The sequence below is a fragment of the Xanthomonas pisi DSM 18956 genome, from assembly GCF_001010415.1.
Taxonomy (GTDB): Bacteria; Pseudomonadota; Gammaproteobacteria; order Xanthomonadales; family Xanthomonadaceae; genus Xanthomonas; species Xanthomonas pisi.
Map to the genome: position 1 here is coordinate 77,892 of NZ_JPLE01000012.1, position 12,812 is coordinate 90,703.

Genomic DNA, 12,812 nt, shown 5'->3' on the forward strand with positions numbered 1-12,812 from the left:
TTTGATTATTAATACGAGGGCGCAGACATGCGTCCAAGTGCCCGTCGGCAGGGGAGTTACCGTGGGGCTTTTACCCAAGAGTCAGTCGCCACTGATTGGTGTCGACATCAGTTCTACTGCCGTGAAGCTCTTGCAGCTATCGCGCAGCGGGAACCGTTTTCGCGTGGAACATTACGCGGTGGAGCCATTGCCGCCGAATGCGGTCGTGGAAAAGAACATCGTCGAAGTCGAGGCGGTGGGCGAAGCCATTCGCCGCGCCATCAACCGCTCCGGCAGCAAGGCCAAGAACGCGGCTGCGGCCGTGGCCGGGTCTGCGGTGATCACCAAGCTGATCCCGATGCCGGCCGATCTGGACGACAGCGATCTGGAAGCCCAGGTCGAACTGGAAGCCACCAATTACATTCCGTACCCGATCGAGGAAGTGAATCTCGATTTCGAGGTGCTCGGCCCGATGCCCAACAGCCCGGACATGGTCCAGGTGCTGCTGGCTGCCTCGCGCTCGGAGAATGTCGAACTGCGCCAATCGGCGCTGGAACTCGGTGGTCTGACCGCCAAGGTGATGGACGTGGAGGCCTTCGCGGTCGAGAACGCCTTTGCCCTGGTCGCCAGCGAACTGCCGGTGGCCGCCGATGCGGTGGTGGCGCTGGTTGATATCGGTGCCACCATGACCACGCTGAGCGTGCTGCGCTCCGGTCGTAGCCTGTACAGCCGCGAACAGGTATTCGGCGGCAAGCAGCTCACCGACGAAGTGATGCGCCGCTATGGCCTGACCTACGAAGAAGCCGGCCTGGCCAAGCGTCAGGGCGGGTTGCCGGAGAGCTACGAGGTCGAAGTGCTGGAGCCGTTCAAGGAAGCGACGGTGCAGCAGATCAGCCGTTTGCTGCAGTTCTTCTATGCGGGCAGCGAATTCAATCGCGTCGACTGCATCGTGCTGGCCGGCGGTTGCGCGGCGCTGTCGCGCCTGCCGGAGATGGTGGAAGAGCAGCTGGGCGTGACCACCGTGGTGGCCAACCCGCTTGCGCAGATGACGCTGGGTCCGAAGGTCCAGGCCCATGCGCTGGCGCTGGATGCGCCGGCCCTGATGATCGCCACCGGCCTGGCCCTGAGGAGCTTTGACTGATGGCAAGAATCAATCTATTGCCCTGGCGCGCCGAGCGCCGGAAAGCGCGCGAGCGTGAGTTCTATTCGATGCTCGGCTTCGCCGCGCTCGGTGGCGTGCTGCTGTCGGCGCTGATCTGGTTCTACTACGACGCGCAGATCAGCGGCCAGACCGAGCGCAATGCGTTCCTGACCGCCGAGATCGACAAGGTCAAGGCGCAGAACGAAGAGATCAAGGAACTCGACAAGAAGAAGGACCGCCTGCTTGCGCGCAAGAAGGTGATCGAAGAACTGCAGGCCAACCGCTCGCAGATGGTGCATCTGTTCGATTCGCTGGTCCGCACCATTCCCGATGGCGTGGTGCTGACCAACATCAAGCAGGACGGCGACATCCTGACCCTGGAGGGCCGCTCGCAGTCCAATGCGCGCGTCAGTGCCTACATGCGCAACCTCGAAGGTTCTGGCTGGATGACCAATCCGGACCTGTCGATCATCGAAGCCAAGAGCCAGGACAAGGCGGCCGGTCAGCCTGCAGCCTCTTCGATGGAGACCAAGGCACTGCCTTACGTGTTCACGCTGAAGGTCAAGCTGGCCAACCCGAACGAGGCTGACAAGAACGGCGCCGCGCCCGCGGTGGTGGATCCGGCTGCACCGGGCACCGCTGCACCGGCCGCCGCGCCGGCTGGTACGACGCCTGCTGTCCCGGCAGCGGCGCCTGCGCCTGCAACGCCGCCGAGCGCACCTGCGGCTGCACCGCAGGCCGCACCGGCGCCTGCCAACCGGCCGCAGGAGGGGGCGGCGTCATGAGTAAGAAATCATTCAAGCTCAGCGATCTGGACTTCAACAACATCGGTGGTTGGCCGCAGTAGGCACGTATCGTGTTCTGCGTGGTGGTCGGCCTGTTCATCATGGTGCTGGCCTGGTTCCTGCTGATCAGCGGCAAGCGCGATGAGCTGGAGGGGCTGGAAGGCACCGAATCCCAGCTGCGCACCGAGTTCGAGACCCAGCAGGGGCGTGCGGTGAACCTGGAGCCGCTCAAGCAGCAGCTCGCGCAGATGGAGCAGGTGCTGCAGCAGATGCTGCGTCAGCTGCCCAGCAAGACCGAAATGCCGGACCTGATCATCGACATCTCGCAGACCGCGCTGTCCAGCGGCTTGTCGAATGAGTTGTTCCAGCCGGGCCCGGAGTCGCCGAAGGAGTTCTACGCCGAGAAGCCGATCGCCCTGCGCATGGTGGGCAGTTATCACCAGTTCGGTGCCTTCGTCAGCGGTGTGGCCTCGTTGCCGCGTGTGGTGATCCTGACCATGCACGACATCAACCTCAAGCCCAAGGACGCCAAGGCCGGCATCACGCCGCGCGGTGCGCTGGAGCTGTCCGGCACGGTCAAGACCTATCGTTATCTGGACGATGAGGAAATGGCCGAGCAGGAGAAGGCGGCGGCCGATGCTGCGAAGAAGGGCGGCCAATGACCATGAAATTGCTCAAGATCCTGTCCTGCATGGCGCTAATTGCAGTATTGCCGGCATGCACGCGCGGCGTGACCAGTACCCCAGGCGATGCGCCGAATCTGGAAGCCTGGGTGGCCGAGGTGCGTGCGCGTCCTGCGCCGCCGCTGGAGCCGCTGCCGGTGATGCAGCAGTTCGAGACGTTCGAATATTCGGCGCAAGTGATGCGCGACCCGTTCAGCGATGCCTGGGTCAGCGCGGAAGGCAGCAACGGTACCCGTCCGGACCCGAACCGGCGCAAGGAACCGTTGGAAGCCTTTCCGCTCGACGCCCTCGACATGGTGGGGACCATTGGAGGCGGCTCGGGCCTGATCGCACTGGTGATGGCGCCTGACAAGGTGACGTATCGGGTGCGGCCGGGTGTGTATCTGGGACAGAGCGATGGCCGGGTGACCGGGGTCTACGAAGACCGCATCGAGCTGATTGAACTTGTGCCGGACGGTGCGGGTGGATGGCTTGAACGGCCGGCCGCGCTCGCATTGGATGATCAATAAAGTGATAGGGGATAGCACGATGACGTTTTCCAATGCCCAGCGGCTGCGTCCGGTTCGACGCCACGCGATGCTCCAGGCTTGCGCGTTGGGGTTCGCGTTGGCGCTGGCCAGTGGCAGCTCGTTCGCCGCCGCCGCGCTGAACCAGCCTGCGCAGGATCCTGCCAAGGTCGCTCCGGCGAGCCTGGCGGTGTCCAAGATCGATTTCAAACGCGGCGAAGATGGCGCGGGCCGTCTGATCCTGAAGTTCGACGGCCAGGGCGCCAGCCCGGACCTGCGTACCCAGGGCGACAGCGTGCTGGTGGACATCAGCAACGCCACGTTGCCGCCGGAACTGCAGCGCCCTCTCAATGTCACCGACTTTGCGACGCCGGTGCAGCGGGTGGAAGTGAAGCCGTCGGGTTCCGGTTCGCAGCTGGTGCTGTCGACCAAGGGTGCGTTCGACTCGCTGGCCTATCAGACCGGCAACGAGTACGTGGTCGAAATCACCCCGCGCAAGGGCCAGCCGGCCGTTGGTGGCGTGAGTGCGGCATCGGTGACCCAGGCTGCCGCCCAGATCGCCGCGCGCGGCTATAGCGGCCGCCCGGTGACGTTCAACTTCCAGGACGTGCCGGTGCGCACTGTGCTGCAGCTGATCGCCGAGGAGTCGAACCTCAACATCGTCGCTTCCGACACCGTGCAGGGCAACGTCACGCTGCGCCTGATGAACGTGCCGTGGGACCAGGCGCTGGACATCGTGTTGCGGGCCAAGGGTCTGGACAAGCGCCGCGACGGTGGCGTGGTCTGGGTCGCCCCGCAGCCGGAGCTGGCCAAGTTCGAGCAGGACAAGGAAGACGCCCGCATCGCGATCGAAAACCGCGAAGACCTGATCACCGATTACGTGCAGATCAACTACCACAACGCGGCGGTGATCTTTAAGGCGCTGACCGAGGCCAAGGGCATTGGCGGTGGTGGTGGCGGTGGTGGTGGCCAGGGCGGACAAGGCGGTGCAGGGCAGCAGGACAATGGCTTCCTGTCGCCGCGCGGCCGCCTGGTGGCGGACGAGCGCACCAACACCTTGATGATCAGCGATATCCCGAAGAAGGTCGCGCAGATGCGCGAGCTGATCTCGCATATCGATCGCCCGGTGGATCAGGTGCTGATCGAAAGCCGGATCGTCATCGCGACCGATACGTTTGCACGCGATCTTGGTGCACGATTCGGCGTGACGGGGGCGACGGGACGAGGAATTCTGAGCGGCTCTCTCGAAAGCAATGTCAACTATCTCAATACCTCCGCGCAGCGTCAGAATGAGATTGCTAATGGCGGCACTAGCACGACGCTGCCCGCGCATCTGTTCCCGTCCGGTCTGAACGTTGATCTTGGAGCTGGCGGCTTCACGAACAGCGGTGCAGCAGGTCTCGCGTACACCCTGTTGGGTTCGCATTTCAACCTTGATATCGAGTTGTCTGCGATGCAGGAAGAAGGTCGCGGTGAAGTCGTTTCAAATCCACGTATCGTGACCGCCAACCAGCGTGAGGGCGTGATCAAGCAGGGTCGCGAAATCGGCTATGTGACGATCAGCGGCGCGGGCGTCGCGGGCGGTGGGTCGCAGGCCAATGTGCAGTTCAAGGAAGTTTTGCTCGAACTGAAAGTCACGCCGACGATTACCAACGACAATCGCGTCTTTCTTAATATGAACGTCAAGAAGGATGAGGTTGCGCGATTTATTGATCTGCCGCAGTACGGCACCGTGCCGGAAATCAACCGTCGGGAAGTCAATACGGCGGTATTGGTAGGTGACGGCGAGACGGTAGTGATCGGTGGTGTCTACGAGTTCACGGATCGGGAGAGCGTGTCGAAGGTGCCGTTCCTGGGCGACATCCCGTTCCTGGGCAATTTGTTCAAGAAGCGTGGACGCAGCAAGGAAAAGGCCGAGTTGCTGGTCTTTGTCACCCCAAAGGTGTTGCGGGTGGCGAGCGCAGCGCGGTAAACGCACTGCATGAAGAAGAAGGTCGCGAAAGCGGCCTTCTTCGTTTTCAGGGCCTACGTCGTTTTGGAGGCGGCTTGAACGCTGGCAAGCATGGATCCTGGCGCGGTCCACGCCCGGTCGAATGCATCTATCCAGATGTCTTCCCTCAGTTTTGCCCCGCGCAGTTAACCGGTAAATGGTCGCGCCCGCGATGGCTTGGGTAGGAGCATGACCCCGGTCACTCACTGAACCTCCCGCCATCGGCAAATGAACCAATCGCGCTCGAATCGGTCACACTGGGTCTATGAATGCACCGCCGCTACTGCCCCCCGAAGCCGCTGCCGCGCCCGCCGAGGACCGGCTGCATCGTCAATTCACCTCCTTGCGCGAGTCGCTGGCGCAGCGCATCGTCGGTCAGTCGGCGCTGGTCGAGCGGCTGCTGATCGCGTTGCTGGCCGATGGGCATCTGCTGGTCGAAGGTGCGCCCGGGCTGGCCAAGACCACCGCGATCCGGGCGCTGGCCTCGCGACTGGAAGCCGACTTCGCGCGGGTGCAGTTCACCCCGGATCTGCTGCCGGCCGATCTGACCGGCACCGAAATCTGGCGTCCGCAGGACAGCCGATTCGAGTTCATGCCAGGGCCGATCTTCCACCCCATCCTGCTGGCCGACGAAATCAACCGCGCGCCGGCCAAGGTGCAGTCCGCATTGCTGGAGGCCATGGGCGAGCGGCAAGTGACGGTAGGTCGTCATACCTATGCGCTGCCGCAGCTGTTCCTGGTGATGGCGACGCAGAACCCGATCGAGCAGGAAGGCACGTTCCCGTTGCCAGAGGCGCAGCTGGATCGTTTCCTGATGCATGTGCGTATCGGTTACCCGCAGGCCGATGCAGAGGCGGAGATCCTGCGCCTGGCACGCGAGGCGGCACGCGACACGCTTGAAAAGCACGAGACCGTCCCCGACAAGATCCCGCTGGAAGATGTCTTCGCGGCACGACGCGTGGTGCTGGACGTGCATCTGGCACCACAGCTCGAGCGCTATCTGATCGAAATCGTGCTGGCCTCGCGCGACCCGCAACGCTACGACCCGGCATTGGCACGGCGCATCGCCTGGGGTGCGAGCCCGCGCGGCTCGATTGCACTGGAGCGCTGTGCGCGTGCGCGTGCGTGGCTGGCCGGGCGCGACTACGTGACCCCGGACGACATTCGCGCCATCGCGCCGGACGTGCTGCGCCACCGCGTCCTGCCCAGCTACGAAGCCACGGCGGAAGGCTGGGATGGCGAACGCCTGGTGGCCGCGTTGCTGGACAAGATTCCGTTGCCCTGATCGGGCAGCGGGTTGCCGAGGTCTGCCGCCCTCTCGCCCGACTCCGATGTCTTCGATGCCGTCTTCCTCCTCCGCGAATCCTGCCTCGTCCGTTGCCGGCGATGGCCTGCGCCCGAGCCTTGCCGAGTTGATCGCATTGCGCGGCACCGCGCTGCATCGCGGGCAGCCCGGGCGTGGCCGGCATGGGCTGGTGGGGCCGGTGCCGGCCGCCACCCGCGGGCGTGGGATGGAATACGCCGAGTCGCGTGAATACGTGGCCGGCGACGATGCGCGCCATATCGACTGGCGCGTCACCGCACGTACCGGACGCGCCCATACCAAGCTGTTTCAGGCCGAGCGCGAACGCTTGAGCCTGATCGTTGCAGATACCTCGCCTGCGCTCTTCTTCGGAACGCGGGTGCGCTACAAGTCGGTGCAGGCGGCGCGCGCCGGCGCGGTGGCGGCATGGCTGGCGCAGCGGCAGGGCGACCGGATTGCCGCCTTGCGCGGTACCGCCAGCGAGGCGCCGATTGCGCCGCGGTCGGGCCAGCGCGGCGTACTGCCGGTGCTGGACGCATTGGCGCGCTGGTATGCGCAACCTCCGCCTGGCGACACCGGGCTGGAGGTTGCGCTGGACCATGCTGCACGCCTGCTGCGTCCCGGTGCGCGGTTGACGGTGTTGGCCGATCCGCGCAGTGCCAGCAGGATTTCCGCGACGCGTTGGTCCGGTCTGGCGCTGCACCATGAGGTGGTGGTGATCGTGCTGGTCGATCCGCTGGAACTGTCGCCGCCAGCGCGCGCGCTGAGCTTCGATGTGCGCGGCGAGCGCATTGCGGTGGACCTGGCAAGCCAGGCGGCGCGCGCGCGTTGGCAGGCCGAGTTCGTCGCGCCGCTGGAACAGCTGGCAACGCGACTGCAATCGCGCGGCGTGCGCTTGCATCGCCTGTCCACCGACGATGCCAGCGATGCGTGGCTGAGCGGCAGTACGCTCATGCGGGGCGCATGACGATGGCGCCGCAAGCGCTTCCGCTGCGCGATGTCCATCTGCCGCCGTCGCCATCGTGGTGGCCGTTGGCACCGGGGTGGTGGCTGGTGATCGCCGCGGTCGTGCTGGTGCTGGCGGGTGCGTGGTTCTGGTGGTGGCGCCGTCGTCGGCAGCAGCGCCGCTGGTTGGCTGCCTTCGATGCCGAGCTGCAGCGTGCGACAGCGCCCGCGCAGCGCCTGGCGAGCTTGTCGATGCTGTTGCGCCGCGCGGCGCGCACGGTGGATGCGCAGGCCGATCGCTTGCAGGGCGAGGCGTGGTTGCAGTTTCTGGATGGGCGCAAGAGCAAGACGCAGGCGTTTTCTCAGGGGCCGGGACGGGCGTTGCTCGAAGGTGGGTTTCAACGCGCACCTGCGGTGGCCGATCTGGATGCCGTGCAGGCATTGGCGCGGCGACGTTTCCTGCGGTTGATGCGGGGCCAGCGATGAACTGGCTGCAGTGGTCGCAATGGCAGGATGCGCTGGCGCATTGCGCGTGGCCATGGGCGTGGTGGTTGATGCCGCTGCCGCTGCTGATGTGGTTCTGGCCGCAGCGCCGTGCCGACACGGCGGCGCTACGCGTGCCGTATGCCGATCAATTGCATGCGGTTGCCCAGGCACGGCGCGTGCCCGCCTTGCGCATGCCGCGCTGGCTGGCGTGGCTGGGCTGGTTTCTGCTGTGCGCCGCGCTGGCGCGTCCGCAGCAACTGGGCGAGGTGATCCAGCCGCCGCGCGAGGCGCGGCAGATGATGCTGGCGGTGGATCTGTCCGGCAGCATGAGCGAGCCTGACATGGTGCTGGGCGGCCATGTGGTCGACCGCCTTACCGCCGCCAAGGCGGTGTTGTCGGACTTTCTGGATCGGCGCGACGGCGATCGTGTCGGCCTGCTGGTCTTCGGTCAGCGCGCCTATGCGCTGACACCGCTCACTGCGGACCTGACCTCGGTGCGCGACCAGCTGGCCGACAGCGTTGTCGGGTTGGCTGGACGCGAAACCGCCATTGGCGATGCGATCGCGTTGTCGGTCAAGCGGCTGCGCGAGCAGAAGCAGGGCCAGCGCGTGGTGGTGTTGCTCACCGATGGCGTCAATACCGCCGGCGTGCTCAACCCGTTGAAGGCGGCCGAACTGGCCAAGGCGGAGGGCGTGCGTGTGCACACCATCGCCTTCGGCGGCAGCGGCGGTTACTCGTTGTTCGGCGTGCCGATCCCGGCGGGCGGCAACGACGATATCGATGAAGCGGGCTTGCGCAAGATTGCCGAGCAGACCGGCGGGCGGTTCTTCCGCGCCCGCGATACCGAAGAGCTGGCCGGCATCTATGCCGAGCTGGACCGGCTTGAGCCGGTGAAGGCGGTCGGCCCGTCGGTGCAGCCGCGTGTGGAGCGTTACGCCTGGCCATTGGGCGCTGCCATGCTGGTTGCGTTGCTCGCCTACGTGCTGCCGCGGAGATGGCGATGAACGCGCTGCCCGAAGCACTGACCGCCTTGCATCTGCTGCGCCCGGATTGGCTGTGGGCGCTGTTGCTGATCGTGCCGGCAGCGCTGCTGTGGCACCTGCGTCGACGCAGTGCCAACGTGTGGCGTCACAGCGTCGATGCGCATCTGCTGCCGGCCTTGCTGGTGGCCGGCGGCCGGCGGGGATGGTTGGGCTTCGTGGCGGCGGCGCTGACCTACACGCTTGCGGTGATGGCGATGAGCGGGCCGAGCTGGCGACAGACCGAGCGCCCGGTATTTCAATCGAGCATGCCGTTGGTGGTGGTACTGGATCTGTCGTCCAGCAGCAATGCGACCGATCTGCCGCCATCGCGCCTGCTGCAGGCGCGCGCCAAACTGGCCGCGCTGCTGCGCAAGCGCGCCGGCGGCGAGGTTGCCTTGCTCGCCTATGCCGGCGAAAGCTTCACGGTTGCGCCGTTGACCGAAGACGCGGCCAATGTGGCCCTGTTTCTGGATGCGTTGTCGCCATCGGTGATGCCGGTGGACGGCAAACGTGCCGACAGGGCCATCGATGCGGCGGCCCGGCTGCTGCAGCAGGCCGGCTTCAAACAGGGCGATATCCTGCTGGTCAGCGATAGCGCGGACGGCTCGGCGGAAAGCTCCGCGCGCACCGCACGTGCGCGTGGATTCCACGTTTCCGCACTCGGGGTGGGCAGTCCGCGTGGCGCTGCCTACCGCACCGGGAGCGGCGAGATCGCGCAGGCAAAACTGGACGAGGCAAGCCTGCGCGACCTGGCCGGGCAGGGCGGTGGGCGCTACGCGCGCATTGCGCCGGACGACGCCGACCTGCAAGCGCTGGGTGTGCTCGATCCCGCGCAGCAGCCGCTGGCCGACGAAACCGCCGAGGCCAACGGCGGCAAGACCTGGCTCGACGAAGGCTACTGGTTGCTGCTGCCCGTGATGCTGTTGGCGTTGCTGGCGTTCCGGCGCCGCGCCGTCGTGGCGATGGTGGCGCTGATCTGCGTGTTGCCGCTGGCCCAGCCTGCACAGGCGGCCGACGGCACATTGTGGCAACGTGCCGATCAGGTGCAGCAGCAGCGTCTGGATGCCGGCGTGCAGGCGTACCGCAAAGGTGATTTTGCCGCTGCGCAAAAAGCATTCGAAGCGGTGCCGACCGACGAGGGACTGTACAACCTGGGCAATGCGCTGGCGCGACAAGGCCAGTACGACGAGGCGATTGCCGCTTACGATCGTGCGCTCAAGCAACATCCCAGGCAGGCCGATGCGATCGCCAATCGCGCGGCGGTGGATGCAGCGCGCAAGCGGCAGCAGCGCAACGACAAGGATGGTAAAGGCCAGTCAAAGGACCAGGATCAGTCGGGCAAGAACAAGCCTGGTCAGGATGCGTCCGGGCAAGGCCAGCAGAACGCCGAAAACGCCGGCAAGGACGGACAGAGCAAGCCAGGTGAGCAAGGCAAGCAGGACGGCAAGGACCAACCGTCCGACACGCAGGCGCCCCAGGACGGCAAGTCGCAGCAGCAACCGTCCAAGGACGGCAAGGGCGAGCAGGGCAAGCAAGACACGCCACCGCAATCGGCCGATGCCAAGGCGCAGCAGCAGGCCGACGAAGCGCAGCGTCGCAAGATGCAGCAGGCGATGGCGCAGGCTGGCGACAAGGGCGCCGATGCGAAGGGCAAGCCGGAGGACGCCATGGCAAGCGAGACGCCGGAGCAGCGCGAGCAACGCCAGGCGGTGGATGCGTGGCTACGGCGCGTGCCGGACGATCCGGGCAGCCTGCTGCGCACCAAATTCAGGCTGGAATACGAACGCAGACAACGGGACGGACGATGATCGGCACACACCACTTGCGCCGCGGCGCGATCGGCATGCTGGCCTGCATGATGCTGTTCGTCTGCGCACCGGCCGCTGCGGTCACGCGCGCCTGGCTGGACCGTGACAGCGCCAGTGCCGGCGATGTGGTCATGTTGAATATCGAAACCGATCAGCGCGGCGTCGATCCGGATTACACGCCATTGCGCAACGAGTTTGCGCTGGGCGCCAAGAGCGCCAGTCAGCAGATGCAGGTGACCAATGGATCGGTCACGATGCGCGCGTTATTCGGCGTGGTGTTGACGCCGCGCAAGAGTGGCGAGCTGATCGTGCCAGCGATCCGGGTCGGCAACGAGCGTACCGAGCCACTGCGACTGCAGGTGGTGGCCTCTGCGAACGATCCGGCGAGCAATGGCGCTCGCAGTGGCGGCAACGGCAACGCCGGTGCCAGTAGCCCAAGCGAGGCGCAGGGCAATGAAGAGGTATTCGTCCAGACGCAGGTGGACGACCCGCGGCCTTACGTGCAGCAAAGTGTGGGCGTGGTGGTACGGTTGTACTTCGCCAATCAGCTGGCCTCGGGCGAGCTGGATCTGGAAGCGCCCGATGGCGCATCGCTGCAACGCATCGGCGATGACGTCAGTTCGGTCAAGCTGGTCAACGCGCGCCAGTACAACGTGGTGGAGCGACGCTATCTGCTGGTGCCCGAGCGCAGCGGGCGCCTGCTGTTGCCGTCCGCACGCTTCAATGGGCGCTCGGTCGGCGGTTTCTTCGACGATTATTTCGGACGCGGCAACGGCGAGCTGAGTGCGCGCAGCGCCAGCATTCCGCTGCAGGTGCGCGCGCAGCCGGGCAATGCGCCACAACCGTGGCTGCCGCTGCGCAGCCTGCAGTTGCGCTATACGGCCACGCCGCAACGCGCAACCGCAGGGGAAGCGACGCAATTCGTGGTGGAAGCCAGCGCGCGTGGCGCCACCCAGGCGCAGTTTCCCGAATTGCCCACGCCGAGCGTGCCCGATGCGCAGGTGTTTGCCGAGCCACCGCAATACGAAGAACGTTTTGTGGACGGCTCGCCGCAGTTGCGGCTGACCCGTCGCTATTCGATCGTGCCCAACCGCGCCGGCCCGCTGGTGGTGCCCGGCCTGCAGGTGGCCTGGTGGGACGTCGGTGCAGGTGCGGCCAAGACGGCCTCGGTGCCGGATCTGACCCTGGATGTGGCCGCGGGCAGTGGCGCCTTCGCCACGCCTGCGCCTGCACCCGCTGCAAGCCCGTCGAGCACTGCCGCAGCGCCTGCTCCGACCGCTGGCACGCTGAGCCTGCAGCCGCCACCCTCGCAACGGCCATGGGGCTGGATCGCCGCGGCGGTGGGTTTTGCGGTGTTATGGCTCATGACGCTGGTGTGGGTGGTGTTGCGTCGACGCGGTGGCGTGCACGGTGCTCCCAAGTCCAACGGCGGCGATACGCCCGTGCCTGGCAAGCGCGCGACACATGGCGTGGCCGAGTTGCGCCGCGCGCTGGACAGCGGTGGCATGGACGATGTGGCCACCGTGCTGTGCGGCATGGCGGGCGTGGCCGATATCGACAGCGTGCTTGCAGCGCTGGCCGATCCTGCCCAACGCGCCGCAGTGGCGCGCATGCAGCGCGCACGCTGGGGCGGCGATGGCGATGTGGCGGGCGCGCGATCGGCACTGCGCGAAGCCTTTGCCAAGGGACCACGCTGGCGGCACGCGAGCGCTGCAGAACCCGAGGTGCTGGCGCCGTTGTATCCGCCAGCGCCTTGATCGCCTGCGCGGCAACGGCAGCGACTGGCAGGTCACCAAGCGGCGCCTTGTCGTGCTCTTGGATCTGCTGACAACGGACCTGCCATCGCAAGGCGAGCGCGGCCGGCGCTCCAAACTCTCTTTCCACCCATACCCTCCTGTTCTTGGCGCCTCGCCACATCCAGCTGGCGACTGCTCGTCACGTCCTGTTAGCCGCCCTTGGTTGCGGTGATCAGCTGTGTTGCCGAGGGCAAGGCATTGCGGCTGCCATTCGGCGGCAGGGCCCTTGCCCGCTCACCATCGCCGGATACGCCGCAAGTACGTCGCTGTAAGCCCTTTGGCGACATCCATGCCGCCAAAGGTCCCGCGACGGTAAGCGGGCAAGGGTCAGCCGCGTCAGCTGGTGTGCATGGGCGAGCAATGCATCA

General features: G+C 66.0%; 10 protein-coding genes and 1 pseudogene. All 11 read left to right on the forward strand.

What is annotated here, in order from left to right:
* Positions 1–61 precede the first annotated feature (61 nt).
* The 11 genes and pseudogenes from Y887_RS02690 (at position 62) to Y887_RS02740 (ending at position 12,405) form a co-directional block, all read left to right on the forward strand.
* Entirely contained in the window at positions 62–1,120 is a 1,059-nt protein-coding gene (locus tag Y887_RS02690) for a pilus assembly protein PilM (protein ID WP_039423791.1), read from the forward strand.
* The gene (locus Y887_RS02695) at positions 1,120–1,905 is read left to right on the forward strand and encodes a PilN domain-containing protein (RefSeq protein ID WP_046962875.1); all 786 of its coding nucleotides are present in this window, start codon (positions 1,120–1,122) and stop codon (positions 1,903–1,905) included. The genes Y887_RS02690 and Y887_RS02695 overlap by 1 nt, the downstream gene beginning before the upstream one ends.
* Positions 1,902–2,567, forward strand: a pseudogene (locus tag Y887_RS02700) (type IV pilus inner membrane component PilO). Before Y887_RS02695 ends, Y887_RS02700 begins: the two are co-directional and overlap by 4 nt.
* Complete coding sequence (locus Y887_RS02705) at positions 2,564–3,097, forward strand: pilus assembly protein PilP (protein ID WP_046962876.1); 534 nt, start codon at positions 2,564–2,566, stop codon at positions 3,095–3,097. The pseudogene Y887_RS02700 and the gene Y887_RS02705 overlap by 4 nt, the downstream one beginning before the upstream one ends.
* Before the next feature lie 19 nt (positions 3,098–3,116).
* On the forward strand, positions 3,117–5,066 hold the full coding sequence (locus Y887_RS02710; RefSeq protein ID WP_046962877.1) for a type IV pilus secretin PilQ: 1,950 nt from the start codon (positions 3,117–3,119) through the stop codon (positions 5,064–5,066).
* 283 nt (positions 5,067–5,349) lie between these two features.
* Positions 5,350–6,369 carry an AAA family ATPase gene (locus Y887_RS02715; RefSeq protein WP_005995826.1) on the forward strand — a complete coding sequence of 340 codons (1,020 nt, stop codon included), beginning with the start codon at positions 5,350–5,352 and terminating at the stop codon, positions 6,367–6,369.
* Between the two features lie 22 nt (positions 6,370–6,391).
* Positions 6,392–7,354: a DUF58 domain-containing protein gene (locus Y887_RS02720; RefSeq protein ID WP_046962909.1), complete on the forward strand. Its 963-nt coding sequence runs from the start codon at positions 6,392–6,394 to the stop codon at positions 7,352–7,354.
* A gap of 2 nt (positions 7,355–7,356) precedes the next feature.
* Entirely contained in the window at positions 7,357–7,818 is a 462-nt protein-coding gene (locus tag Y887_RS02725; protein WP_046962878.1) for a DUF4381 domain-containing protein, read from the forward strand.
* On the forward strand, positions 7,815–8,822 hold the full coding sequence (locus tag Y887_RS02730) for a vWA domain-containing protein (RefSeq protein ID WP_046962879.1): 1,008 nt from the start codon (positions 7,815–7,817) through the stop codon (positions 8,820–8,822). The genes Y887_RS02725 and Y887_RS02730 overlap by 4 nt, the downstream gene beginning before the upstream one ends.
* A complete protein-coding gene (locus Y887_RS02735; protein ID WP_046962910.1) occupies positions 8,819–10,648 on the forward strand; it encodes a VWA domain-containing protein in 1,830 nt (609 codons plus the stop codon). Before Y887_RS02730 ends, Y887_RS02735 begins: the two co-directional genes overlap by 4 nt.
* Positions 10,645–12,405, forward strand: a complete 1,761-nt coding sequence (locus tag Y887_RS02740) for a BatD family protein (protein ID WP_046962880.1) — start codon at positions 10,645–10,647, stop codon at positions 12,403–12,405. Before Y887_RS02735 ends, Y887_RS02740 begins: the two co-directional genes overlap by 4 nt.
* The last annotated feature ends 407 nt before the right edge of the window (positions 12,406–12,812 follow it).